We start from the raw sequence: 26,012 nt of genomic DNA on the forward strand, positions 1-26,012 counted from the left end.
TTTCAACGCGGGATTTGCGGATAAAACTTACGTCGTCGCCAGTTTTAACAAGTCGGACGTGAAGATCGTTTGCTTTCGATCCGGGCCGACCGAGACGACACCGACCGGGAACCCGACCAATTCTTCGACGCGGCGGATATAGGCCAACGCGTTTTCGGGAAGATCGTCCAGCGAACGAGCCCCGGTGATTTCTTCCTTCCAGCCAGGAAGCGTTTCGTAGACTGGCTTGACGTTGCGAATGTCGTCGACATGCGACGGGAATCGCGTAATTTGCTCGCCATCGAGTTCGTACGCCACGCAGATCTTCAGCTCGTCGAAGGTCGCCAGAACATCCAGCATCATGAGCGACAAGACGTCGATGCCACTGATGCGAGCCGTATAGCGAACGGCAACCGCATCGAACCAGCCGGTTCGACGTGGACGACCGGTGGTCGTGCCGAACTCATTGCCACGCTTACGAATCTTCTCGCCGATTTCGTCGTGCAGTTCGGTCGGGAATGGACCACCACCCACGCGCGTGCTGTAGGCTTTGGCAACGCCGATGACCTGGTCGATATGCTTGGCTGGCACGCCGGCACCGGCCGAAGCACCCACGCCAGAGCTGTTGCTGCTGGTCACAAACGGATAGGTGCCATGGTCGACGTCCAACAGTGCGCCCTGAGCACCCTCGAACAGGATCGTCTTCTGATCGTCGACGGCGTTGAGCAGAATGTCGGTCGAATCGCACACGAAAGGACGCATACGTTCGGCGTAGCCGGCGAATTCTTCGTAGATCTTGGCAGCATCGAGCGGCTCGAACTGGCCATCTTCGTACATGCTGGCGATCGTGCGATTCTTCTTTTCGCAGATCATGAAGACCTTGTCTTTGAAATTAGGTCGCATCATGTCGCCAAGGCGGATTGCGTAGCTGCGGCCGACCTTGTCGCGGTAGCAGGGGCCAATGCCGCGAAGCGTGGTACCGATGTTCTCACCGTCGGCGGTCCCCTGGTTCATCGCGCGATCTTCGGCAATGTGCCAAGGGAAGATGATGTGCGAGCGATCGCTGAGGCGCAAATTGTCGATCGGCACGCCGCGGTCGGTCAGGCCGTCCATCTCGCCTAGCAGGATGGGTGGGTTGATGACCACACCGGCGGTGATCACGTTCAGCACTTCACTGCGGAGGATACCACTGGGAATATGGTGCAGCTTATAGACGTTTTCGCCGTCGACCACGGTATGGCCGGCGTTAGCGCCGCCCAAAAAACGGGCCACGATATCGTGTTGCTGGGTCAAAAGATCGACGAGTTTCCCTTTGGCCTCGTCACCCCACTGCAAACCAATAACACACGAACCAGCCACAAACCTTCTCCAGTGATAGCAATCAATTCCTGACGAACCCACTTAGTGTAGCGCGAACCAGGGGAATTGGTCAACGAGGCGGAAGTGCGGTGTGGCGCCATTCTGGGGGAATTCGGCTTCATTCTCGCGGGGCAAACCGATACACTCCCCAATGTCGGGCATTTTGTGACCAGATGGCAAAAACTGCCCATTTCCACCCGGATTCTCCCGTTCTGACCGACCGCGATGACTTCAATCCTAGTTCTGGCACTCCTGATGGCCACGCCCGAACCCTCCTCGACCGAGGGCTTCGACACCCTGGTCGTGTGTCCTCAGGCCTACGTCGCGGCCATGCGACCCTGGTTTGAGTACCGCATTGGGCAGGGGCACCGCATCGGCGTGGTGACCGAGGTGAACTCCAAGGAGCAGATCCGCACCACCATCCGAGACGCCGCCAAAAGTGGCCCGCTGAAGCAGGTTCTGCTGGTCGGAGACGTCGTCGCCGACAAGTCAGGCGAGGTGGGTATCCCGGTGCACTACCAGAAAGCGGTGGTGAACGTGCACTTCGGGTCAGAGCCTGAGATCCCGACCGATAACTACTATGCAGATCTCGACGACGATCAGATTCCCGATTTGGCCGTCGGACGGTTTTCGGTCGGTAGCGAAGAAGAGCTGAAAACGATCGTGGCCAAGACGATCGACTACGAATCGAAGCTTCAGCCTGGTGACTGGCAGCGGCGTCTGCATTTTGTAGCCGGCGTTGGCGGCTTTGGCTCGGCCGTCGATACGATGATGGAAACGATCACCAAGAAGTTTCTGACCGACGAAATCCCACCTCACTTCGAGGCCGTCGTGGCCCAGGGAAGCTGGCGCAGTATTTACTGTCCTGACCCGCGGGAGTTTCGCGACGAAGTCGTCCGACAGCTCAACGATGGCGGTCTTTTTTGGGTTTATATGGGGCACGGGCACGTCGAAACGCTCGACTATATCCGCGTTCCCAACGACGCCTATCCGATTTTGACGAACAAGGATGTCGCTGCGCTACGCAATGAAACGTCGAGCCCGATTGCGATCTTTCTGTCGTGCTATACCGGGGCATTCGACGCACCACGTGACTGCCTGGCCGAGAAACTCCTGCGTGAAAAAGGTGGCCCGGTCGCCGTGTTCGCCGGATCGCGCGTAACGATGCCGTACGCGATGAGCGTCATGGGCACCGAGATGCTGCAGCAGTATTTCGACGAGCAACAGCCGACGCTGGGGCAACTACTTCTCAACGCCAAACGCGAAGCAATGAAGCAAGGCGGAAAGTCTGGCAATCGCAAGATGCTCGACACGATGGCCGCATTGGTAAGCCCCAAGCCGGGGCTGCTGCGGGAAGAACGATTGGAGCACATGGCCCTGTTCAACCTGCTGGGTGACCCACTGTTGAAGTTGCCACATGCGTCTCCGGTCGAGGTTACCGCACCTGAGGTCGCCCATCCTGGCTCGTCGATCGAGATCGTCGGGAAGACATCCCTGCCGGGCAAAGTTCGCGTGGAGCTGGTTTGTCGCCGCGATGGGTGTGTCGCTGAGCTTTCCAAGCGGGCAACTTACCAACCGCTGCACGAAGAACTCGCCCAATACACCAAGACCTATCTGTCGGCCAACGACCGCCTATGGCAGGTTGTCGAAGCGCAACAGACCGACGGCCAATTTCAGACGCAGCTCGAGATTCCGGAAAGTTGCCACGGGCCGTGTCACGTCCGTGTGTGGGTCGAAGGATCGTCGCAAGTGGGCCTGGGATCTCAAGATATAGCGATTCAGCCGATTCAGGTCGCCGAAGGCAACTCCGAAACGCAGATCGGGGAATAGTTACTCTTTTTTGCCGTTTAATGACCGGAAATTTTGCCTTGTGAGAGGCTTTCGCGTATTTCGTTCGCGGAAACTCTTGATGGGTGGTGTAGAATGAAGGTACAGTGAATTGCAAATCGGGCATCGATCGCCCGATTTGTACTTAGGCAAGTTGCTATCACGCGAAATGAGCTTGTCTTCCCGCCTGAACTTTCACTCCTTCCCTAGAACCGGACGTTCTTATGATCTCGCTGCGACTCACGAGCATCTCGCGGAAGATGCTTTTCGGTGCCGCGTTGGCTCTCTTGGTGCTGGCTCCCCAGGTAACCTGGGCAGAAGAGTCTTCGGAAATCGACTTCAATCGAGACATCCGACCTTTGCTCTCCGATCGCTGCTATGCGTGCCACGGACCGGACGAAAACCATCGCGAAGGCGGTATCCGGTTCGACGTCGCGGAAAGTGTTCTCGGCGAAGCTGACTCCGGCGAAACGGCCATTGTGCCTGGCAAGCCGGATGAAAGTGAAATGATCGCGCGGATCCTCAGCGATGACGAGTCGCTGAAGATGCCTCCGCCAGATTCCAATAAGAGCCTGAACGCCGACGAGATCGCCAAGCTCAAGCAGTGGGTCGCCGAAGGGGCCAAGTTCCAAGGGCATTGGTCCTTCGAGGTTCCTCAGAAAACCGATCCACCCCAGGTCGATATTCCCAATTGGAACCAGCGCGAGATCGATCAATTCCTGGGTGCCCGGCTGAAGAAGGAAGGCCTCACACCGAGTGAGCCGGCAGACAAGCTGACGTTGATTCGCCGCGTCACCTTCACGCTGACGGGTCTTCCACCAAAGCCGGAAGAAGTCGACGCGTTTCTGAAGGACGAATCGTCGGACGCCTATGAGAAGGTTGTCGATCGCTTGCTGGCGTCGCCGCAGTACGGCGAGCACATGGCTCGTTATTGGCTAGACGCGGCCCGCTATGCCGACACGCACGGTTTGCACTTGGACAACTACCGCGAGATGTGGATGTATCGCGACTGGGTCATCCAGGCACTTAACGACAACAAGCCGTACGACGTTTTTCTTACCGAACAATTGGCCGGTGACTTATTGCCCAATCCCTCGTGGGAACAACAGGTCGCCTCCGGCTTCAATCGCTGTAACGTGACAACCAACGAAGGTGGTTCGATCACGGCTGAAGTGAAAATGCGAAACGTGAACGATCGCGTGGTCACCACCGGGACCGTCTTCATGGGACTCACCATGGAGTGTACGCGGTGTCACGATCACAAGTACGATCCGCTGAAGCAAAAAGACTTCTACTCGATGTATGGCTTCTTCAACAGCATTGACGGAAGCCCAATGGACGGGAACCGCAAGGACCACGCGCCCACGGTGTACTCGAAGGAAGCGACCGAAGAACTCGCTCAACTCGACCAGCAGATCGCCCAGAAGCGCGAAGAAATCAAAACAACGCTGGCCAAGGTCGAATACCAGGACCCAGGTCCCGGTGTCGATAATCCGGAGATCCAACCGGAAGAAGTCGTTTGGATCGAAGATGGCATCCCCGGTAAAGCTACCGTTAGTGGTGACTACAACTGGGTGGCTAAGCCAGAGCCGGTCTTTAGCGGCGAGAAAGCCGCCAAGCGAACGGTCACCGGAAATGATCAGGCCTACTTCAACGGATCGGATCAGCCGTTCACGGTTTACAAAGGAGACGTGCTGTTTGGCTACGTCTATCTCGACCCCAAGAATCCGCCCAAGGAAGTGATGTTCCAGTGGAACAACGGTGGCTGGGATCAACGAGCGTTCTGGGGCGAAGACCTGATCCCCTACGGCGTCACGGGCAAAACGAAGCATCGTATCGGCGACCTTCCCGAAACGGGCAAGTGGGTTCGCCTGGAAGTGCCGGTCGAAAAGGTCGGCCTGAAGGAAGGGGACAAAGTCAACGGTTGGGCCTTCACCCAGTGGGACGGCACCGTCTACTGGGACAAAGCCGGCTATGTCACCAAGCATGGCAAGCAGCCGCAGTTCAAGTCGCTGCAGGCCTGGACCGAGTTTGCCGCCAAGACGCCTGCTTCGCTCAGTCCGGAGAACAAGAAGGTCACCGAGATCCTGAAGAAGGAAGCCGACAAACGGAACGAAGGCGAACTGAAAGAGCTTCGCAGCTACTTCCTTGAATACGTTTGCCAGGACACGCAAGAGACCTTCAACAAGCTGCGTGCCGACCTGAAAACGATGACCGACCGGCAGGCCAACCTCAAGAAGTCTGCCCCGACGACGCTGGTCTACAAGGAAGCCGCCAAGCCGGTTCCCGCTCATATCTTGATTCGAGGCGAATACGACCAAGTTGGTGAAGAAGTGCCCCGCGAGGTGCCTGCCTTCCTGCCACCGATGACTGAAGAAATGCCCAAAGATCGACTCGGGTTGGCCATGTGGTTGTTGGATCCAAGTCACCCGCTGACAGCACGCGTGGCCGTGAATCGATACTGGCAGCATGTCTTCGGCGTGGGCCTGGTAAAGACCTCCGAGGACTTTGGTTCCCAAGGAAGTGTTCCCAGCCATCCACAGCTGTTGGACAACCTGGCCATCGAGTTCCGTGAGGGGGGATGGGATATCAAGCAGTTGATGAAACGGTTGGTGATGACGTCTGCGTATCGTCAGTCGTCGACCCTGACGCCAGATCTGCTGAAGAAGGATCCCGAAAACCGTTTGCTGGCTCGCGGGCCACGTTATCGCTTGGATGCGGAAGCACTTCGCGATCAAGCGTTGGCGTTCAGTGGTCTTCTGGTCGAAAAGGTCGGCGGTCCTTCGGTTAAGCCACCACAGCCTGATGGGCTTTGGAAGGCGGTCGGTTATTCCGGCAGTAATACCGTGCAGTTCAAAGCGGACCAAGGACCCGAAAAGGTTCACCGTCGTACGCTGTACACGTTCATCAAACGCACGGCACTCGCTCCGCAGATGAGCACCTTCGACGCGCCTAATCGCGAGTCGTGTACCGTGCGTCGTGAACGAACCAACACACCGCTGCAGGCCCTGCTGTTGATGAACGATCCGCAGTATGTCGAAGCGGCGGTCGCGATGGCCCAGCGTGTGATGGATGAAGGGGGATCGGACCCGGTTGCCAAAGTCAACTTCCTGATCTCGCTTTGTGTGCTGAACCCGGACAACGAAGTTCAGAAGAAAGAACTCGAATCGTTGTATTTCGATAGTCTCACCTACTTCCAGAAGAATCCGGAAGCCGCCGGCAAGTTGGTCGGCAAAGATGAGACGCCTGCCGAATTAGCGGCCTGGGCGATTGTCTGCAACACGCTGCTCAATCTCGACGAAGTCGTCATCCAACGCTAATTCCTACCACCGCATAGAACGCATCAAGGACCAATACGATGGATCCTCGCAACGACTATATTCAAGCGATCACCCGCCGGCACTTCTTTCAGAAGGGAGCCCTCGGGCTGGGTGCCGCGGCACTGGCCTCGATGACCGATCTGCCTGCCCAGGCGGCTAAGCTACCCAGTTCCGGAATTGGTGGTCTACCAAACTTGCCGCACTTCGCCCCCAAGGCGAAGCGGGCCATCTATTTGTTCATGGCCGGTGCTCCGTGCCAGATGGACTTGTTCGACTACAAGCCGCAGATGAACGAGTGGTACGACAAGGACCTGCCAGAATCGGTGCGACAAGGTCAACGTTTGACGACGATGACCTCCGGTCAGAAGCGTTTCCCGATCGCTCCCTCGAAGTTCAAGTTTTCGCCTTACGGTGAAAACGGAACGATGATCAGCGAACTGCTGCCGTACCACGGGAAGATGGTCGATGACATCTCGATCGTCAAATCGCTCCATACTGAGGCGATCAATCACGATCCGGCGATCACCTACATCTGCACCGGGAATCAGCTTCCCGGTCGGCCGAGCTTGGGCTCGTGGTTGAGCTACGGCCTCGGTTCGATGAACGAAAACCTGCCGACCTTCGTCGTAATGACGCCAAACTGGAGCGGTCGTCAGCAAGCCCAGGCACTTTACAACCGCCTGTGGGGAGCTGGCTTCCTGCCTTCCAAGCATTCGGCCGTCACCCTGCGAAAGTCGGGCGACCCGATCCTGTTCCTGTCGAATCCCGACGGCATCGATAGCTCGCTTCGCCGCAGGATGCTCGATAGTGTTTCCAAGATCAATCAAGAGACCTACCGCCTTTCGGGCGATCCGGAAACGCAATCGCGGATCTCGCAGTACGAGATGGCGTTCCGCATGCAGTCTTCGGTGCCGGACTTGGTCGATTTGAAGCAGGAAACGCAAGCCACGCTCGATATGTACGGCCCCGATGTCACCAAGCCAGGGACATTCGCTGCCAGTTGTTTGCTGGCTCGCCGCATGGTCGAGCGTGACGTTCGCTTCGTGCAGATCTTCCATCGTGGTTGGGATCAGCATGGCAACGTCGCTAAAGATCTCCCGGCTCAGGCCAAAGACGTTGATCAAGCCGCATGGGCGTTGATTCAAGACTTGAAGATGCGCGGCCTGCTGGACGACACGCTGGTCGTCTGGGGTGGCGAATTCGGTCGTACGATCTACAGCCAAGGCGGCCTGTCGAAGGAGAACTACGGCCGCGATCACCATCCGCGTTGCTTTACCGTCTGGATGGCTGGCGGCGGTGTGAAGCCGGGCGTCGTGCATGGCGAAACGGATGACTTCAGCTACAACATCGTGAAAGATCCGGTTCATATTGCGGACTTGAACGCGACGATCCTGCACTGCTTGGGGATTGATCATCGCAAGCTGTCAATTCCATTCCAAGGTCTCGACGTCCGTCTCACCGGGGTCGAAGAGCGACACCCGGTCAAAGAGTTGCTACTGTAGCCTGGATCGAAAGTTGCTTTCGATCTAAGCCGCCGACGATTTTCCTTTTGGGCCATTCGCTCGCCGAGAAGAGGAGAGCCACGGTTTGCCACGGGGGCAAGCGAATGTCCAATTGTTTGCCACGGTTCGCCGGCGGCTGGGGCAGGCAAGGGGGCGATACCACCCGCCGAGCTATTTGGCCCGGCTGATGTACATCGGAATCTTCAGCTCAGGCTGCGAAGATTCAATCATCTCTTTGGCACGATCTCGTGCATTGACCAGCTTGCTTCCCTCTTGGGGAGCCGTGATCTGGCGGAACTGCGTAGCCAGTTGTTCGACCGCTGGCTGCATCAGGACGATCTCGGCCAACTGCGATCGCAGGTCGCTCGAGCTACCCAGGACTGCCACCATCGTCTTGTTCAGGCCCGTCACCAGGTCGACATTTTCCACCAAGGCTGGCACACAATCGTCGAGGCGAACAACCTGATCTTCGATGTGATCAATCTTGTGCAGGTTCTCTTGAGCCTGAGCGATCTTCTCTTCCTGCGAGTTCAGGAAGTTAACCAACCAAGCCAGTTCGTCCATGTTCTTGTTGGCCGAAGTGGTCTGCTTTCGCACGTCCTTGATTCGCGTGTTCAGGCGAATTGCTTCGTACGATAGCTCGGTGGCGGCGTCCAGCGTGTCGGCCAGCTTCTGCACCTGCAGATCCATCGACTTTTGCTCGTCCAAGATCGACTGGACATGCGACAGAACCAGGCTCGACTCTTCGGTGCCGATTGCCAACTGCTGCATGCGATTCTGGTTGTGAGCCAGCGAATCGATCGCACGATCGGTCGCGTCGGTCTGGGCGGCCAGATCGCAGATGGCGTTCTGCAACTTCCAGTGCGAATCGACCGTTGCGGTCAGTTCTGGCATTAGGCATTGCTGGTTGATCAGCTGCTGCTGAACCAGTTCCATCGCGGCCAGCGAGTCCTTGGCCACGTAGATGTCGGCACCGTTTCGGCCGAGACGAGCAGCCAGCGATTCCAGCTCGTCGACACGCTTTTGAGCGGCGGTCAGCTTCAAGTTGGCTTTGTCCAGGTCCGACTGAAGCGTGCTGAGCTTGGCGGCGGTTGCGTCGACCGTGTTGAGCTTAGCCGACAGGCGAGCGATTTCGTCGTGCAGGCGATCCGACCGTTGGATGGTCTGACCTGCCTTGTAGAGTCGGCTGCTCTGATCTTCGAGACGTGCCAGAAGCGAGTTGGTTCGCTGGGTGGCATCGTTGAACCCGGTCAGTTGGTTGAGCGGGTGATGAGTCGCTTTGACTTCTTTTTCAACTTTGGCAAGCTGCTTGACCAAGTCTTGCTGCAGCCAGAACTGGGTGACGGCAACACCCACTGCGATTCCTAAAACGAGACAGAAACCGCCGATGATGCCTGGGTTCCGCGCGGCCCAGCCATAATCCGTTTCATCCGCATAATGATCATTAATCGGCATATGAATCTCCTCCGTGTTTGATTGGCAACGTCCGTGCTCCTCGTGAGCACTTATGTTATCGAAACACACACCGTCTTCGGAAAAGTCATCCATAAGCGATTCCCAAAGGTTTACTAGCACGCGGTAGCCATCACCCAAATAACCCACACAGCCCGAACGTTGTGTTAAGAGTGATTCACACTCTTTACCTAGAACGTAAACCTGACTGTTTCTAGCGGGTGGAAGCGTCGCAATCCGCTTTGAATGAACATGCGCCAAGCTTTAACTGATCACTTTTTGATCACACGCGGCGTAGCATCTCGAGTCGCAGGGTTGTCGCTAATCGATGAATAAGTCTTGAGTAATAGATATGCAAGTTCTGCTAACGTCTTGCGGCGGAAAGAGTTTACGACTCAACCAGAATCACGCTTCGCCCGTCTGGATCTTTCACAATCGCTTGAATTCCCCAGTCAAACTCCTTGGGCTGCTGCACGATGGTCGCTTCTAAAGCGGTAAGCTGCGCGATGGTTTTCTTGATGTCGGAGACATCCAGGCCAACGCTTGTCGAGGCGTCGACCTGCTCAGGCGACTTGGCCGGATAAATCTCCATCACAAAACCATTGATTTCGCTCGCCCAATGAAGAGGCCCTTTACCGTGTTGCTCTTGCGTAAAGTGCAATCCCAACGATTGATAGAACCGCACCGTCGTTTCCGGGGCACTCGAACGCACGACGATCAAGTTCAGTCGGACCTGATTGGTGGAAAGACTCGGCATTGCCTCTAGCACTTCACTCAAGAGTGCCGGCGAAACATCATGCGGGCCGGTCTTGGTGAGCTTGAGTATCGAGGTTTCTAGCGAGAGCCCTTTGATCTGTGCGATCGCGGCCGCGGCGATGATCGGGGAACGGCTCATCCCGGCGCTGCACGCAATGACCGTCGGCCGGTTCGCCTCGATCAGCCTGGCGACCGTATCGATACATGCTCGGAGCATCTGATGCGAATTGCCGGTTCCATCGAGTAGCGGAAAGCGGCAGTAGAGGATATCCCGTGGAAACGAAATGGGAGGCTCTTCGATAGCCAGGTCGATTATCGCCGTCACGCCGGGGGCTAAGGTGGATCGGATATCACGTGCTTGAAGGGCGTTGGCGATCCACAGCGTGCCGGGAATGATTTCACGCATATCAGCCTGATACCTTTCTTAACGGTTTCATCCGTACACTTGCCGGAATGATACAAACCAAGCCATGTCGACGAAGAATCAGTTCTTCTGGTACTCAACCAAAGTGACGTCTAACGAGGTGGCAAGACTCTGCAGTTCATCTTCCATGATTGATAACGCTTTGTCTTGGCGAAAACCGCCGGAACCGCTTCCGAGGATTGGAAAAGCGATCGATTGAAACTGTTTTTCTTTGGCAATTCGAATCGCGTTTTGTACGCTCTGGCGAATCGAAAACTCCGAAGCCCGCCACAGCATGTTGATGCCGGCGACATGGATAATACCGCGAAAGGGCAGCTTGCCTGCGGTCGTAAAAACAGCATGTCCTAAGGGAATGGGACCAAACGTTGCCAATTCACGAAAAGGCGCGTAACCCGCTTTGCTTTTGATCGCTCCCGAAACTCCTTGTGGCAGTAGTAGCCACCACGGAATGATATTGCGATTCCAGGCATTTACGATGACATCCACCTCCTGCTGCAAAAGATCGCCTTGTACAATCTGGGTCGGCATTATGGTTAATCTCGCAAGGAAGTGGCCTAATTCTTTTCTACATAACTAGTTAGTTTCCCCCAAGCCGAGATTGAGCCCGATCCGCTGGGACAGTATGCTGAAACTATCGCCCCATAAGATACGTTAAGCCCAATGGGCATTGCCTGGGATGAATCGATGAAAGTTGCCAAGAATACGGTCGTTTCCATTACCTACACCTTGAAGGATTCCGAAGGGAATCTGCTCGATTCGACCGACGCGTCGGATCCGCTCGCCTATCTGCATGGCGTAGGGAACCTCATTCCTGGAATGGAAAAGGCTCTCGACGACCGCGACTCCGGCGAGACGTTTCAGGTCGTGATTCCACCGGAAGAAGGTTACGGCAAGTTCGACGAAGATCTGATCTGGGAACTGGAAAAGGCTCAGTTCGCTGAACTGGGCGATGTGGAAGAGGGAACGCAGTTCGTTCTTGAAACCGAAGACGATCAGGTTCTCGTGACCGTTGTTGATATTAAAGAGGATGTGGTCATCGTCGACGGCAACCACGAGTTGGCCGACGAAACGCTCCACTTCGATATCACCATCGTCGAAGTTCGCGATGCCACGCCGGAAGAGCTAGAGCACGGTCACGCGCACGGCCCCGGCAGTGCACACGATCATGACCATGGTTAATGGTGCCTTGTTGCCAGGCCGACCGCTTAGCGGTAACCTCCTGAGATTGCCATTCATGCCGGCAATCTTACATAGGCCGGAACCAAGTTAAAGCACACCATCACGAATCATGGGCTATCGAACTCTACGAGCCTGCGTCGACGATCTACGTCGCTCAGGCCATTTGCTGGTTGTCGAAGACGTTGTCGACGCGAACCTGGAAGTCGCCGAGATTCAGCGCCGCGTCTATGCCAACAACGGTCCGGCCGTTCTGTTTGCCAACGTCAAAGACTGCCGCTTCCCGATGGTGGGTAATCTGTTCGGATCGCTCGAGCGGGCTCGCTTCATCTTCCGCGATACGCTGGAAACGGTGAAACGCCTGATCGAACTCAAGATCGATCCGAACCAGTTGCTGAAGTCTCCCTTCCGCTATGCCTACGCTCCGCTGGGTGCCATTTCGATGCTGCCCAAGAAGGTGCGTAGTGGCCCCATCTTTCAAAACGAAATCAAGCTGACCGACTTGCCGAAGCTGGTCTCGTGGCCTGACGATGGGGGCCCGTACGTCACGCTGCCCCAAGTTTTCACCGAAGACCAACGCACCGGCGGGCTGAATCACTCGAACCTGGGCATGTACCGCGTGCAGATCGCTGGCAACGAGTACGATCCGGTCGAGGAAGTCGGCCTGCATTATCAGATTCATCGAGGCATTGGCGTGCACCATGCCGCGGCGATCGCCAAAGGAGAGCCGCTGCGGGTAAACATCTTCGTCGGGGGCAACCCCGCCATGACGCTGGCCGCCGTGATGCCGCTGCCTGAGGGACTTTCGGAACTCGGCTTTGCCGGGGCACTAGCCGGTCACCGTATCCCTATGGCAACCTCGCGCACGAAACTGCCCATCTACGCCGAAGCCGACTTTTGCATTAGCGGGACCATTCATGCCGGTGAAGAGAAGCCGGAAGGACCGTTCGGCGATCACCTTGGCTACTACAGCTTGAAGCACCTCTTTCCGACCATGCGGGTAGAAAAGGTCTACCACCGCGACGGAGCCATCTGGCCGTTTACGGTCGTCGGTCGGCCACCTCAGGAAGACACCACCTTCGGCGAACTGATTCATGAAATCACCGGCCCGGTCATTCCCACCGTGCTGCCTGGCGTGAAGGAAGTGCACGCGGTCGATGCTTCCGGTGTCCACCCGCTTCTGCTGGCGATCGGCAGCGAACGCTACGTCCCGTACGAAGAACGTCGTCGCCCCAAAGAGTTGATGACCCAGGCCTCGGCCATTCTCGGCCAGGGTCAGATGTCACTGGCAAAGTACCTGTTCATCGCGGCCGAACAAGACGACCCCAGCTTGAACCTGCACGAGATCTGCCCGTTCCTCTTGCACATGCTGCGGCGTGTCGACTGGCGACGCGACATCCATTTCCTCACCGAGACCACCATCGATACGCTCGACTACTCGAGCGGCGAATTCAACCACGGTTCGAAGGCGATCATCGCTGCAGTCGGCCCACCCATTCGCGAACTGCCAACCGAGGTCCCAGGCGATCTGAAGCTGCCGGATGGCTTTCACAACCCGAAAGTCGCCATGCCAGGCGTGCTCGTCGTAAGCGGCCCCAAGTATGAAGCAGCTCGTCAAGAAGCGGAACCAGCGATCGAGCGATTTACCTCGTGCTATTCAGCGAGCGACAGCATCAACCAGTTTCCACTGGTGATTGTCGCCGACGAAAGTGAGTTCACCGCCCAGACGCTTAATAATCTTCTGTGGGTTACATTCACTCGCAGTAACCCCGCCGCCGACGTCCACGGCATCGCCAGCAGCACGGTGCAAAAACATTGGGGCTGCGAAGGAGCCCTGGTGATCGATGCCCGGCTGAAGCCCTGGAACGCCCCGCCGCTGATTGAAGATCCGGCTGTGACGGCCAAGGTCGATGCGATGGCCGCCAAGGGGGGACCGCTGGCGAAGTATCTGTGATGGCGCGATATAAGTAAATTTTGCTGATTCCCCGAGGCTGGCGTGATACGATAGGCATCTCTTATTGATTGCCTCACGCCCCTCTCCTCTTGGAACGGAATCACCCCATGCCACGGATTGGTTGCCTACTTCTCTTGAGTATTCTGCTTTCTGCTGCGACGGCGATGGCCCAAGATCGCTTTGAGGCGATGCAATATGGCTTCGTTGTCGATGAAAGGGATCGCCCCGTACCCGATATTGAAGTCCGCGGGCTATGGAAACCAGAATACCGTTCCCCATTCGGCCCTTCGCTGGGGATAACACGAACGGATCAGGTAGGAAAATTCGTCGTGCCGCTACCGGCCGGCAATGTATCAGGTGTTGAGTTTCTAGCGAGCGATGGAAAGGGCTTGATTGGCTATATCAAACGTGGCACGACCCGCATCGGTGAACCCGTTTGGGAGCCTGTGAAGGTGGTACTGAAGTCATGTAGTAAGTACGAAGTCGAAGTGAAAGATGCCGACGGCAACCCTAGCGAAGGTATCCATGTCAGTGCTATGCCGGAGTTTCTCGGAGAATTCGTTCAGCAGACCGACGCCCAAGGGAAGGCCACTGTTCTGGCACCGATCGAGCACAAAGCCGACGCAATTCTGGCTTGGGATAAAAAACGCGGCATGGACTACGCTGCGTTCGATCGCATAGGAAAAGTCGAGCCTGGGCGCATTTCGCCCACGCATAGTGAGAAGGTCGAGATGAAGCTTACTCCTTGGAAGACCTATTCCATCCGAGTCGTTGATCTCGACAACAAACCGATCGCTCAGGCGGCGCTAACGCCTGAGTGGGTTCACTTGCCTCGGCGACTTACTCCGATCCCTTCGGGTACTTTGATGACGGCGTACACGAACGACAATGGCTGGGCGACGGTCCTTATTCCTGAAGATTCGCTGATCCCCTCGATTAATGTTCAGAAGCCAGGCTACTACACATACAAGCTGATATCGCACGCGGTGCAGTCAAAGACACCCATCAAGATGGCTCCTCTCATGCCTGTGAAAGGAAACCTCCTCAAACCCGATGGTAGTCCGGCCGAAGGGGTGTGGGTCAAGTGCTCAGGTTCCAATGAACCTTCGTCCAGCTTTGATATCTACGACAGAACAGATGACGAAGGCAGTTTCTATTTGGAAGTCCCCGGCAATAGCTACGGCATTGTTTTCGCCAAAACCGATGATATGGCCGCACCAGCCAAGCCATTGGTCATTCATCACGATCAATCTTTGGAACCGTTCATCTTGAAGCTGAAGCCCATGGCGCGAGTTTTTGGCAAATTAGCCGACCGCAACGGACAGCCTTTGAAAATGGAAAAGCTCAGTTTCAATCGAATTGATGGCAAGGGTGGAAAATACTTTGAAATGCTTCCCATCGACCAGCGTTTAAAGAATGGCCCGCGACATTCATTCACCTCTGAGGGTTACTACACCAAGACCGACGAAAAGGGTAATTACGACGTCTTACTGGGGCAGGGGCAGTATGAGATCCGACTGAGAAATAACACCCAACACCAGGAATTCATGGTCGATTCTGAAGATCCAAAGGAGTTAGACCTGCGCAACGAAGCGTTGCCGGAGCGAGTCCTTAAGGGGCACGTGGTCACGGTGAAAGGAAGTGAATGTAACGCGGCCAGGGCTCGCGTTCAGGGGCTCGCGCAAAGTCCTCGCTTGAGCAAGAATTTCTACTATGCAACTTTTCAGACATCATGCGATGAGAAAGGAAATTTCGAGACGAAACCGATCGGATATCCCTATGTCGTTACGGCGAAAAGTCGAGACGGCAAATGCCACGGTCTGGCGTTCGTACCGCCCGATACCGACGAGTTCGATATCGTGTTGGCTCCGCCGATGAAAGCGACCGGCAAGCTCGTCGATCAAGAGGGTACGCCCATTGCCAATAGGCCAATCACGGCAATTATCGAGTTTGAACTCGACGGTGAGACACATACCGCATCAAGCAAATGGGGCACGACAACCGATGCCCAGGGACGCTTCGAACTCACGGGGTTGGTCGCCGGGCAGAAGTACACGGTTCGTGTGCTGCGAGACGCCCAGCCGGGCGAAATTGGCCAACGGCTGGAATTTGCATTGCACTTCACCACCCAGGAAAACAACGTCAAACAAGACTTAGGCGAAGTCAAAGTAGCTTCGCCTAAGAAGTGAAGTTGGCGCTTTTGGTGGTGTGTAGAGTTTAGTTCTTCAGCGGATTGAACAAAATCTGCGTCCCATCTTTACCGGGGACGACAATATCAATATCGCCGTCGCCATCGATGTCGGCGGTGCGGATTTGTAGTCCGATGCCAACTTCGCCTCGGTTGATGGTGTGGCGGGTGAATTTGCCGCTATCGTCCCACGTGTAGTAGTTCATCACCGGTGGTTCTTTGCCGCCTGGGTCGTTGCCGTTGTGGGCTCGGACGCGTTTGCCGGTCACCAGGTCGTCCTTGCCGTCACCGTCCAGATCGGCCAGGTGTAGGCAGTGAGCCTGGCTGAAGGTGTCGTCGATCATCTTCTGCTCGAAGGTCAGCTTGCCTTCCTTGTCAGTGCCGTTGGCAATCCACGCCCACAGGCCGAAGCCGTGCGCTTTACTGGCGATGATGTCGTTCTTGCCGTCGCCGTTGATGTCAGTCACCAACATGGGGCAGGGGAGGTGATCTTGCCAGTCTTCATGGAAGGTCCACTCGCTCGACCACGGGCCCCCTTCGGGACCTTCGTACCAGCCGTGCCCGACGAGGATGTCCATGCGCCCATCGTTGTTGATATCGCCGATGCCAATACCATGACCATTGCGATCGCCGATCTTGAACGAGGTTAGCTGTGGTTCGCCTTTATCGTTCTTGGTGAAGCGGCAAGCCAGCAGTGGGTTCTTCGGGTTCCACTGATTGGTGACCCACTCATCAATGCCGTCCCCGTCCAGGTCGACCATCACGGTGGCTTCGTTGGTCGTCAGCTGCGTGTCGATCAGGTTGTGTTCTTTCCAGAGGTGGCCTTGCAGGTTGGCAGGCGCGCCTGGGTTTTCATACCAATTGACTTTGCCCTGGAAGAAGTCGCCAGCGACGACGTCCATCTTGCCGTCGCCGTTCACGTCGCGAGCGAAATCGCCGTTGGAGTGAACATAGCCGTTTTGATCTTCAAAGAAGCGAACCGGTCGTGGCAGCCAGTCGCCGTTGCGGTACCAGTTACGGCCAGCGATCACGTCGAGCTTGCCATCGCCATCGAAGTCGGCAATATCACACCCTTCGTTGGCATCGACGCCGAGCACCTTCACCGTGAAGTTTTCCGGAGCCGCAGCCACCGCCACATAGGGCAGGGCGAGAAGTAGAGAAAGACTGAACAGGCTACGCATGGTTGGATTTCCTGAGGAGGGATGTTGGGAGGATTAGCCGCCGCCAATCGCCGGTAGGAAGTGAACTTCGCTATCAGGCCGAAGCGGTGTGCGGAGGTTGCGTGAATTGAGCGACCCATCGACCGAAATCTGGATCGAGGGGCGAACCGTTTCATGCTCGAATAATCGAGTATGAATTCCTGGGAACTGCCGATCAAGCTCAGTTAGTGCATCCCGGAGCGTGGAAGCGTCAATTTCCACCTCGGTTTGCTGATGAGTCAGGTCTCGCCACTGCGCAGGAATGAACATGATGGCCATGAAAAACTCCGACTAACCTGGCGGGGCACGTTCTCATACCTTCAGTTTACAATAGATTGACCCCTTGGACGATTGTTTCCCGCAAATGCCCGAAAGACGCCGATGCGTTGGCCCCTTATTTACCAAGTCACTTTGCCGCTGACGCTGTGGACACTTGTCACCGTCTTCGCGCTTTCGCTGTTGAACCTCTGGTATGCCCAAGTCGAAACAGGCGAAGAGGTCGAGGCACGCCTTGCGGCAATCAACCAGCAGCTTACGGAGGCCCGTTTTCCCCTCTCACAGCCGGTGCTCCAGCAAATTCAAGGGCTGACTGGCACAGAACTGGCCGTGACCGACAATACCGGCAAGCTACTGCGAGCCACCACCGAGATCACCGCCCAGGAGCTTCCAGCACTCTTGAAAGGCACGAACCCAGGCGTCGTCAGTTTGGCGGAAGTGGTCGATCTGGCAGGCATCAGCTACTTCCATAGCACGACCACGTCGCGATTCTCTGGCGGGGGCGATGTGACCGTTCATCTGCTATTTCCCAAGGTCAACTACGATCGGCGTGTCGCTCAATCGTTCTGGCCGCTCATGCTATTGGGGCTGGTAGCCGTCGGGCCGATGCTGTTGGTGGCAAGTGTGTTGGCCGTGCGAATCACACGCCCGATCGCCAAGCTGCAGAAGCAGGTCGCCTCGATTGCCGAAGGAGACTTCATCGAGGTGCCGCCTGGCAAGACGAACGACGAACTGCGAGATCTTTCGCTGGCGATCAATCAAATGTCGCAGCAATTGCAGCAATACGAAACCAAAGTTCGCACGATGGAGCGTGCCCAGGTCTTAGGGCAAATCGGGGCGGGCTTCTCGCATCAAATCCGCAACGCGATGACAGGCGGCCAGATGGCTCTGGGGCTGCATCGTTTGGACTGCAACATTCCCGATTGCGAGAGTCTGCAAGTTGCCCAGCGGCAGATGGCGATGGTCGAACACATGGTTCAAGCGATGCTCAGACTAGGCCGCAAGCAAGGCATCGATCGTAAGACAATCCGCATTTCGCAGCTGATTGACGCCACGGTGATGATGGTCGAGCCGCAGGCTCAGCATCATGGATTAACGATTCATCGCCAGGTCGACTTTCCGCCTGAGGCAACAATGGATGCCGATATGGTCTTGCTGCAAACGTGTCTGATGAATTTGCTGCTCAATGGGATCGAAGCGATCTTGGCGGCGCATGCGGCCCAGGGAGCGGAAGGAAAGGAAGTCGCCGGATCGGGGGGGCTCGAGATTGAGGCCTCTCCGCACGATGGGGAAGAATGGATTACAATTCGAGTATGCGACGAGGGAATGGGCCCGCCAGCCGAAATCGCGGATCAATTGTTCGAGCCCTTGGTAACCACCAAACCGGAAGGTACCGGGCTCGGGCTACCAGTAGTCCGCGAGATTGTCGAGCTGCACGGGGGAACGATCGAGTGGTACCGAGTCGATGGGAAAACCTGTTTTCAAATCACGCTACCTCGCCGAGCTAAGTAATCCCCATGGCAAGCATCCACGTCATCGACGACGAATCCAGCGTCTGCTGGGCCATCGAAAAGTTAGGCACCAAGCTGGGGCATGAAGTCCGAGTCGCCTCGACCGCCGAGCAAGGTCTCGACCTGTTAGAAGAGAATCAGCCCGATCTGATGTTTCTCGATGTCCGTCTGCCGGGCATGTCCGGGCTGGAAGCTTTGCCGAAGGTAAAAGAAATCTCACCAGGCACGCCGGTGGTGTTGATCACCGCGTTTGGTGATTTAGAGGTCGCGGTCGAAGCGGTTCGTCAAGGAACGTTCGATTACCTGGTCAAACCGTTTTCGGTGGAAGACATTCAAACGGTGATCGATCGGGCACTGGCTCAGCACACCGAAGAAGATCAAGAGGTCCGTCCCGAGCGTGTCTCAGCCGACCTGGTCGGAACTTCGCTGGCGATGCAGGAAGTCTTCAAACGCATTGCTCTCGCGGCCAGCAGCGTGGCCCCCATCGTCATTCAAGGCGAAAGCGGCACCGGTAAAGAGCTCGTCGCCCAGGCCATTCATCGTTACGGGCCGCGGCACGATCAACCCTTTGTGGCGGTCAACATTGCGTCGCTCGCTCCTTCGCTGATCGAAAGCGAACTGTTCGGGCACGTCCGCGGCGCGTTCACCAACGCCGTTCAAGACAAACGCGGCTTCCTGCAACAGGCCAACGGCGGCACGCTGTTTCTGGATGAGGTCGCTGAAATTCCTTTGCCGACCCAGGCCAAGCTACTGCGGGCACTCGAGCAGCGCGAAGTCGTTCCCGTTGGCGGATCGAAGGGCGAGAAAACCGATTTCCGGATCGTCTGTGCTTCGCATCAAGATCTGTCCGCGTGCGTCAAAGCAGGCACGTTTAGACACGATCTGTTGTTCCGCTTGAACACGTTTCAAATCAACCTTCCCCCGCTGCGAGAACGCGCGGAAGACATTACACCGCTGGTGCATCACTTCATTCATCTGCTGGAGAAAGAATACCAGCGTCCGCTGCGCATTTCGGCGGCTGCGATGGAAGAGCTGAAGAAGCGACCTTGGTACGGCAACGTGCGAGAGCTACGCAATGCGGTCGAGCATGCCCAGATCCTCGCTCGCAGCGGTGTGATCGAAGTCGAGCACCTTCCGGCACCGGTCGATCGGCAATGGTTTGCTGGATCGCCCGAAGAAACATCGGTGGCCGATCAACTCGAAGCCAACATTCGCGGCTGGACCAAAGCCCAGCTTAATGAGGGGGAATCGGAAAATTTATGGGCTCGATTTCAATCCTTGGCGGAAAAAGAGATGCTCGAGGAACTTCTCAAGCAGTGTGACGGCCAATATCTGGCAATTGCTCGGATTTTAGGTATTCACCGCACCACGGTAAAAAAGAAGTGCGAACAGTACGGACTCCTTTCGCCTGACCAAAAAGATGATTAGGCTGGAGACATCCACTTTACGAAAACGCGCACGTTTCGGCCTCCACGCGTAATCCTGGCGTGAAGTCGCGGCGGCGTTCGCATTACCCTCCTGATAAGTTCGCCATGAAATCTTTCCGCATTTTGCTCTTGGTCGCCGTTGCTTGCTTGGCGACTGCCGCACATCAATCGATTGTCCTGGCTGAGGAAGCCCTGTGTACGTGCCGCTACTGCGAGTCCGCTGCGGCCCGGATGGCGTTCGGCGTAGATCTGGAGAATGACGGTCCTCACTACGCCCCAGTGCGTAAGGTCGACGTGCAGCATATCAAGCTCGACATCACGCCCAACTTCAAAGAGCGAACCATCGGCGGCTCGACCACCATCCGCTTCGTACCGCTACGAAACGCGATTGATGTCCTGAAGCTTGATGCGGTTGATCTCTCGATTACCAGTGTCGATGCCTCGACGCCGGTATCGGAGTTCGACAGTACGAGCAAAGACCTGACGATCGCCTTCGCCGAGCCGATTCCGGTCGGTCAGGAAAGCTGGGTGACGATCGAGCATCACTGCCAGCCGCAAGGTGGTTTCTACTTCCGCACGCCTGAGATGGGTTACCCAGAGGAAGACACCCACTGCTGGACGCAAGGCGAGTCGCACTATGCCCGGCAATGGTTCCCCTGTTTCGACTACCCCAACGAGAAGTCGACCACCGAAGTGATCTGCCATGTCCCCAGCGACATGACCGTGATTTCCAATGGCCGTAATCTGGGCGAAAGCATCGATCCCGACACGAACCTGAAGTCGGTCCACTGGCTGCAAGACAAGCCGCACGTGAACTACCTGATCTGCGTCGTCGCTGGCTACTTCGACAAGCTGGAAGATACCGCCGGTAAGATTCCGCTCGGCTTCTACAGCCAGCCGACCCTATCCGAGCACGCGGCCGCTTCGTTCCAGGATACGGCCTCGATCATGGACTTCTATCAGAAGGAAATCGGCGTTGCTTACCCTTGGCACAAATACGATCAGGTCACCATTCGCGACTTTATCGCTGGTGGGATGGAAAACACGACGATCACCACGCTCACGCACAACACGATCTTCGCGCCTGCAACCGAGAACGTTCGTTCGTCGCGAGGGCTCGATGCTCACGAACTGGCGCATCAATGGTTTGGTGATTACGTCACGTGCGAAGATTGGAGTCACCTGTGGCTCAACGAAGGCTTCGCGACCTACTACACGCATCTGTACGAGGGACATAAGTTTGGTCGCGATGCCACGCTGTACGGTCTTTACCGCGACGCGTCCAATCGCGTTCTGCGAAGTGGTGCCAATGACAAGCGGCCGATCGTATGGAAGAAGTACCGCAATGCAGGCGACCAGTTCGACTACCGAGCCTATCCCAAGGGAAGCTGGGTGCTGCACATGCTTCGCAGCCAGTTGGGTGAAGACATGTTTCGCGAGGCGATTCAAACCTATTTGAAAGAGCACGGCCTGACGACCGTCACTACGCCGGAACTGCAAGCGGCGCTCGAAGAGACCAGCGGGCGAACGTTCGATCGATTCTTCGATCAGTGGGTGTACCATGCCCGCCATCCTGATCTGAAGATTCGCTATCGCTTCGATCCGAAACTTAAGCTGGCCCAGATCACGCTTGAGCAAACCCACAAAGTCGACGACGACGTGATGTTGTTCAACTTCCCGGCGACGTTCGCTTTTCTGTGCGACGGCGAGCTGGTTCTGCATACCGAAGACATCACCGAGGCCAAGCACGACTTCTACGTCTCTTTGCCTGGTAAGCCTGAGATGGTGCAGTTCGATCCTGAATACACCTTGTTGGCCACGGTCGACTTCGACAAACCGGAAGACATGTGGATCAACGAGCTCGAAAACGCCGAGCGGGCCACGGGACGTATCCTGGCCGTCGAAGCACTGGCGAAGAAGAAGTCAAACAAGGCGATCGCCGCCATTCAAAAGGCATTGGAGACCGATCCGTTCTACGGCGTTCGCGTGGAAGCTGCTGAAGCGCTGGGGAAAATCAACTCGGACGAGTCGCGAGCAGCACTTCGCAAGACGTCCACCCCGAACGATGCCCGCGTTCGCCTGGCACTCGTGAAAGCGACCGTCAGTGATTATCAACCGGAAGAAGTCGGCACGCTTCTCGAAGGAGCCCAAGCTGAGAAGAACCCGGCCATCGTGGCGGCCTGGATCGCCGGTCTGGCCAAGTATTCCGACGAGTCGGTCACGCAATACCTGCGAGCTTCGCTTGATAAGGAGTCGTTCCGCAACGAGATCGCCGAAGCTGCCGTTGGGGCGATGCAAAAGAGCGGATCGTCGCAGTACGTCCCCGACCTGGCCGAACAGGTAGCTCAGCATGCCGATAGCTACACCACCCGCGGCCTGGCCAACTTGCTCAAGACCCTGGCCAGCTTGAGCGATGAGAAAGCCGAGAAGCTGCAGTCCCTCAAGCAGATCGCTCCCCACCTGGGTAATGATCGCGTCGACGTGCAAAAGGGAGCGATCGAAGCTCTGGGCAAGCTGGGCCTGGAAGATGCCCGGCCGATCCTGCAAGCGTATGCCGACGCCTCGCATAACAAGGAACTCTCGAAAGCTGCCGAAGATGCCCTGGCTGCGTTGACCAAGGACAGCACTCCACAGCCGACCGAACTGATCGAGCTCCGCAAACAGATGAAAGATCTCGAGAAGTCGAACGACTCGCTGCAGAAGAAGCTCGACGACTTGGAAAAGAAGCTTCGTGAAATTGAGGAATAGCGTTTCCCTCTTGTGGTGTCGAGCGCTGGTTCCTAGTGACTAGCTTTCTCTCCCTGATGCGTCCTCCAAGGCAAAAAAGCAGGCTCGTTCTTGCTTTCTTAAGAATTTTCCGGCGGTCACCGTTGCGTGATTTGTAAGGTGATCTACATGACTTAGGCGGAACGTTAAGCAAGTTAACTTGCTTGCAGTCAATCAGAGGGAAAGGGACCAGCAAAGAGGTAGGGGAAGTGAGTACTGAGCTACTGCGTAGGCCTGGCAACGAATGGTGGGCACAGCATCGCGATGAAGATGTTTATTGGTTGAGCGTTCTCCAATCGGTGCGTAATCCGCTGGATCAAACGCCTGCGTCGTTCTGTGGTCAACTAAGTCGCCTGGCCAATGCATCGGATGAATCGGGCCAAGGTGGTTTTGCCAAAGAACTGCTCAATACGGTGAGCCGTTTCGATGCTCTCCGAGATGTCGATCGCGTTTGCCTGGCGGGAATCGTTCCCCACTCGAATCAACTCGTTGCGATCGACTCGGCTTGCAGCTGTCGAATCAAAGACAACTTGATGCTCTCCGGCTATTCGTGCTTTGTCGACCCAGAGGGTTCCTTGCTACAAATGCGGCCGGGCATGCTGCGAATCTTCGCAGACACGGCCAATGTCATCGCATCGTATCGCCGCGAATCGCGACCCATTCAAAGGTCGATCGCCAAAACCTCGCGCATGGGACTGCGAAGTGGTTTCTGCATGGCTGTCGGGGCCGACGAACATACTTGGGGATTTCTCTTCATGAATTCCTGTCGTCCCAACTACTTTGATGGAATCGAAAAGTCGCACGCGACCCATCTCAGTGCCTTGTCGATCTACGCAAAATCGTTTCTGCAGTCGAGTCGTTTGGGGAGATCCAATCAGCGTAAGGAGCAGAAGCCAATGACAATTCCTGCCGAAGGATTCTCGCCGAAGCGTCTTCTGGAACTGCTCAAAGTAGAACGCAACAGGTTTCTGCCTGGCGAACCGAAGCTGCAAATCAAGATGGAGAACATTGCTCCGTTCTTATGCAATCATCTTCGTCTCGCGAAAGTTCTTTCGCGAATCGCCATCGAAATTCGCTTGGTCCAAAAGAGATCGGACCGGGACCTGATTCTGTACGTTCGCCGCTGCGATGCGGGAATCGTGATTCAGATTCCGCATGACTTTGAAGAGACGGAACCTACGATGATGAATCTTTTCTACCGGCGCGTGGAAGAGATTTGCGAGTCTTCGGATTCGATTGGGTTTCAGATTCACAGCACGCTGAAAGAAACTCAGGTGCGATTTCCGTTCGAGCCTCTCAATCCAAGATGCGGCGAACGATTCTACAGTACCGATGAAGAAGCAAGTCAGCGGAAGTAGGTAGCAAAAGGGCGCGATCGAAGCCCTGGGCAAGCTAGGCCTGGAAGCTGCTCCAGGCTTAAATGCACGCGGAGAAGAAAGACGAACCGCGGATTTCGTGGATGGGATTCCAGGACGATCGGTTTTCATTTGTTCTAAGGGAGTCTAAAGTTCTGTATGATCGAGTCCGTAGCCCACGGATTCTTGAGCCTTCGCTGGTGCTACCCGGGCGACGTAATGAGTTATGGGAGTGAACACGATGGATGAAAGCTGCCCAGCGAATCAACAGAAGGGCGGAGGTATGGGCTTCTTTGAGCGATACCTAACTGTCTGGGTTGGCTTGTGCATCGTTGTCGGTATCGGCTTGGGGAAGATTGCCCCAGGATTGGCGAAGTCGCTTGATGAGATGGCAATTTATGTCAACAACGCCCCGGTCGTCTCAATCCCTATCGCTTTGTGTCTGTTCTTCATGATGTATCCCATCATGGTGAAGATTGATTTCGGCGAAGTGGTCCAGGCAGGGAAGGCCGTTAAGCCTGTGCTGCTGACGCTTTTCATCAATTGGGCAATCAAGCCCTTCTCGATGTATGCGATCGCCGTCTTCTTTTTGGGGACCGTGTTTCTCGGTTTTATTGGGCCGGATGCCGTCGATTTCGTGAAGCCTCCGCTTGGAGTGGAGCTTGAAGTTGGGGCCACCTATGGTGCCGGTCAAGTCGTGATGGTCGACGGCGTCAAGATGCTGCAAGTGCCACTTTGGCGAAGCTACCTGGCTGGGTGCATCCTCTTGGGCATTGCCCCTTGTACGGCGATGGTGTTGGTCTGGGGATATCTGGCCCGCGGGAATGACGGCCACACGTTGGTGATGGTCGCCGTCAATTCCTTAACGATGCTTGTGCTCTATGGCGTTCTGGGGGGCTTCTTGCTGGGGGTCGGACAACTTCCAGTACCATGGCAAGCGCTACTGCTTTCGATTGCCATCTACGTAGCGTTACCATTGGTAGCGGGATACCTTTCGCGGAAATGGATCATTGCCGCCAAGGGAGAAGTATGGTTCCGGGAAAAGTTCCTCCATGTTCTCACGCCCATCACGATCGTGGCTTTGCTGATGACACTCGTTCTGTTGTTCTCGTTCAAAGGGGAGGTCATCCTGTCCAACCCACTGACGATTTTATGGATCGCTGTCCCTCTCTTTATTCAAACCGTGGTCATCTTTGCGTTGGGCTACACCGCTTCGAAGGTGCTCGGATTGACCTATGAGAATGCCGCGCCCACGGCCATGATTGGAGCTTCGAACCACTTCGAGGTGGCGATCGCAACGGCTGTCATGCTTTACGGCCTGGCATCCGGAGCGGCTCTAGCCACCGTGGTAGGCGTACTGATCGAAGTCCCTGTCATGTTGATGCTGGTCGGTTTCTGCAAACGGACTCAACAATGGTTCCCACATTCCGCTGAGAATCAAACTCCGACTGCCGCTGAAACATAGATCAAGGGGCAAAGCGACCTACTCGGTCTTTCTTTCAATGCGGTTGGATCGTATCGGCGAATCATCACACAGATTC

At 56.0% G+C, this 26,012-nt stretch carries 17 protein-coding genes; 11 read left to right on the forward strand and 6 right to left on the reverse strand.

Annotated elements, in window-relative coordinates; translation table 11 throughout:
- Positions 1–27: 27 nt before the first annotated feature.
- The gene (locus tag PSR63_RS18160) at positions 28–1,338 is read right to left on the reverse strand and encodes an adenylosuccinate synthase (protein ID WP_274327094.1); all 1,311 of its coding nucleotides are present in this window, start codon (positions 1,336–1,338) and stop codon (positions 28–30) included.
- 225 nt (positions 1,339–1,563) lie between these two features.
- Between PSR63_RS18160 and PSR63_RS18165 the strand changes: the two genes are divergently transcribed.
- The 3 genes from PSR63_RS18165 to PSR63_RS18175 all read left to right on the forward strand — a co-directional run bounded on the left by PSR63_RS18165 (position 1,564) and on the right by PSR63_RS18175 (position 7,987).
- On the forward strand, positions 1,564–3,168 hold the full coding sequence (locus tag PSR63_RS18165; RefSeq protein ID WP_274327095.1) for a C25 family cysteine peptidase: 1,605 nt from the start codon (positions 1,564–1,566) through the stop codon (positions 3,166–3,168).
- A gap of 221 nt (positions 3,169–3,389) precedes the next feature.
- On the forward strand, positions 3,390–6,485 hold the full coding sequence (locus tag PSR63_RS18170; RefSeq protein WP_274327096.1) for a PSD1 and planctomycete cytochrome C domain-containing protein: 3,096 nt from the start codon (positions 3,390–3,392) through the stop codon (positions 6,483–6,485).
- Between the two features lie 38 nt (positions 6,486–6,523).
- Entirely contained in the window at positions 6,524–7,987 is a 1,464-nt protein-coding gene (locus PSR63_RS18175; RefSeq protein WP_274327097.1) for a DUF1501 domain-containing protein, read from the forward strand.
- 171 nt (positions 7,988–8,158) lie between these two features.
- Here the strand turns inward: PSR63_RS18175 and PSR63_RS18180 are convergent, their stop codons facing one another.
- The 3 genes from PSR63_RS18180 to PSR63_RS18190 all read right to left on the reverse strand — a co-directional run bounded on the left by PSR63_RS18180 (position 8,159) and on the right by PSR63_RS18190 (position 11,147).
- Complete coding sequence (locus PSR63_RS18180) at positions 8,159–9,442, reverse strand: hypothetical protein (protein ID WP_274327098.1); 1,284 nt, start codon at positions 9,440–9,442, stop codon at positions 8,159–8,161.
- A gap of 385 nt (positions 9,443–9,827) precedes the next feature.
- Positions 9,828–10,601 (reverse strand): VOC family protein, encoded by a 774-nt coding sequence (locus PSR63_RS18185; RefSeq protein WP_274327100.1) that lies wholly within the window; start codon positions 10,599–10,601, stop codon positions 9,828–9,830.
- Positions 10,602–10,679: 78 nt separating this feature from the next.
- A complete protein-coding gene (locus PSR63_RS18190) occupies positions 10,680–11,147 on the reverse strand; it encodes a macro domain-containing protein (protein ID WP_274327101.1) in 468 nt (155 codons plus the stop codon).
- Positions 11,148–11,303: 156 nt separating this feature from the next.
- Between PSR63_RS18190 and PSR63_RS18195 the strand changes: the two genes are divergently transcribed.
- The 3 genes from PSR63_RS18195 to PSR63_RS18205 all read left to right on the forward strand — a co-directional run bounded on the left by PSR63_RS18195 (position 11,304) and on the right by PSR63_RS18205 (position 15,938).
- A complete protein-coding gene (locus tag PSR63_RS18195; RefSeq protein ID WP_274327102.1) occupies positions 11,304–11,798 on the forward strand; it encodes an FKBP-type peptidyl-prolyl cis-trans isomerase in 495 nt (164 codons plus the stop codon).
- Positions 11,799–11,907: 109 nt separating this feature from the next.
- Positions 11,908–13,749, forward strand: a complete 1,842-nt coding sequence (locus PSR63_RS18200) for a UbiD family decarboxylase (RefSeq protein WP_274327103.1) — start codon at positions 11,908–11,910, stop codon at positions 13,747–13,749.
- A gap of 107 nt (positions 13,750–13,856) precedes the next feature.
- On the forward strand, positions 13,857–15,938 hold the full coding sequence (locus PSR63_RS18205) for a carboxypeptidase-like regulatory domain-containing protein (RefSeq protein ID WP_274327104.1): 2,082 nt from the start codon (positions 13,857–13,859) through the stop codon (positions 15,936–15,938).
- A gap of 28 nt (positions 15,939–15,966) precedes the next feature.
- Here PSR63_RS18205 and PSR63_RS18210 read toward each other — a convergent pair whose 3' ends face one another.
- The gene (locus PSR63_RS18210; RefSeq protein ID WP_274327105.1) at positions 15,967–17,118 is read right to left on the reverse strand and encodes an FG-GAP repeat domain-containing protein; all 1,152 of its coding nucleotides are present in this window, start codon (positions 17,116–17,118) and stop codon (positions 15,967–15,969) included.
- A 33-nt stretch (positions 17,119–17,151) separates the two neighbouring features.
- A complete protein-coding gene (locus PSR63_RS18215; protein WP_274327106.1) occupies positions 17,152–17,415 on the reverse strand; it encodes a MoaD/ThiS family protein in 264 nt (87 codons plus the stop codon).
- Between the two features lie 102 nt (positions 17,416–17,517).
- Between PSR63_RS18215 and PSR63_RS18220 the strand changes: the two genes are divergently transcribed.
- The 5 genes from PSR63_RS18220 to arsB all read left to right on the forward strand — a co-directional run bounded on the left by PSR63_RS18220 (position 17,518) and on the right by arsB (position 25,936).
- Complete coding sequence (locus PSR63_RS18220) at positions 17,518–18,924, forward strand: sensor histidine kinase (protein ID WP_274327107.1); 1,407 nt, start codon at positions 17,518–17,520, stop codon at positions 18,922–18,924.
- A gap of 5 nt (positions 18,925–18,929) precedes the next feature.
- Complete coding sequence (locus tag PSR63_RS18225; protein WP_274327108.1) at positions 18,930–20,351, forward strand: sigma-54-dependent transcriptional regulator; 1,422 nt, start codon at positions 18,930–18,932, stop codon at positions 20,349–20,351.
- Between the two features lie 104 nt (positions 20,352–20,455).
- Positions 20,456–23,098: a M1 family metallopeptidase gene (locus tag PSR63_RS18230; RefSeq protein ID WP_274327109.1), complete on the forward strand. Its 2,643-nt coding sequence runs from the start codon at positions 20,456–20,458 to the stop codon at positions 23,096–23,098.
- Between the two features lie 227 nt (positions 23,099–23,325).
- Entirely contained in the window at positions 23,326–24,474 is a 1,149-nt protein-coding gene (locus PSR63_RS18235) for a hypothetical protein (protein ID WP_274327110.1), read from the forward strand.
- 238 nt (positions 24,475–24,712) lie between these two features.
- The gene (gene arsB, locus PSR63_RS18240) at positions 24,713–25,936 is read left to right on the forward strand and encodes an ACR3 family arsenite efflux transporter (RefSeq protein WP_274327111.1); all 1,224 of its coding nucleotides are present in this window, start codon (positions 24,713–24,715) and stop codon (positions 25,934–25,936) included.
- The last annotated feature ends 76 nt before the right edge of the window (positions 25,937–26,012 follow it).

This window comes from Bremerella sp. P1 (assembly GCF_028748185.1).
Taxonomy (GTDB): Bacteria; Planctomycetota; Planctomycetia; order Pirellulales; family Pirellulaceae; genus Bremerella.

Excerpts from the sequence above, each read along its gene's own strand:
- PSR63_RS18200 (WP_274327103.1), top strand. The coding sequence starts at position 11,908 with ATGGGCTATCGAACTCTACGAGCCTGCGTCGACGATCTACGTCGCTCA.
- PSR63_RS18195 (WP_274327102.1), top strand. The coding sequence starts at position 11,304 with ATGAAAGTTGCCAAGAATACGGTCGTTTCCATTACCTACACCTTGAAG.
- PSR63_RS18220 (WP_274327107.1), top strand. The coding sequence starts at position 17,518 with ATGCGTTGGCCCCTTATTTACCAAGTCACTTTGCCGCTGACGCTGTGG.
- PSR63_RS18210 (WP_274327105.1), bottom strand. The coding sequence starts at position 17,118 with ATGCGTAGCCTGTTCAGTCTTTCTCTACTTCTCGCCCTGCCCTATGTG.
- PSR63_RS18230 (WP_274327109.1), top strand. The coding sequence starts at position 20,456 with ATGAAATCTTTCCGCATTTTGCTCTTGGTCGCCGTTGCTTGCTTGGCG.
- PSR63_RS18205 (WP_274327104.1), top strand. The coding sequence starts at position 13,857 with ATGCCACGGATTGGTTGCCTACTTCTCTTGAGTATTCTGCTTTCTGCT.
- arsB (WP_274327111.1), top strand. The coding sequence starts at position 24,713 with ATGGATGAAAGCTGCCCAGCGAATCAACAGAAGGGCGGAGGTATGGGC.
- PSR63_RS18175 (WP_274327097.1), top strand. The coding sequence starts at position 6,524 with ATGGATCCTCGCAACGACTATATTCAAGCGATCACCCGCCGGCACTTC.
- PSR63_RS18215 (WP_274327106.1), bottom strand. The coding sequence starts at position 17,415 with ATGGCCATCATGTTCATTCCTGCGCAGTGGCGAGACCTGACTCATCAG.
- PSR63_RS18170 (WP_274327096.1), top strand. The coding sequence starts at position 3,390 with ATGATCTCGCTGCGACTCACGAGCATCTCGCGGAAGATGCTTTTCGGT.
- PSR63_RS18180 (WP_274327098.1), bottom strand. The coding sequence starts at position 9,442 with ATGCCGATTAATGATCATTATGCGGATGAAACGGATTATGGCTGGGCC.
- PSR63_RS18190 (WP_274327101.1), bottom strand. The coding sequence starts at position 11,147 with ATGCCGACCCAGATTGTACAAGGCGATCTTTTGCAGCAGGAGGTGGAT.
- PSR63_RS18165 (WP_274327095.1), top strand. The coding sequence starts at position 1,564 with ATGACTTCAATCCTAGTTCTGGCACTCCTGATGGCCACGCCCGAACCC.
- PSR63_RS18185 (WP_274327100.1), bottom strand. The coding sequence starts at position 10,601 with ATGCGTGAAATCATTCCCGGCACGCTGTGGATCGCCAACGCCCTTCAA.
- PSR63_RS18225 (WP_274327108.1), top strand. The coding sequence starts at position 18,930 with ATGGCAAGCATCCACGTCATCGACGACGAATCCAGCGTCTGCTGGGCC.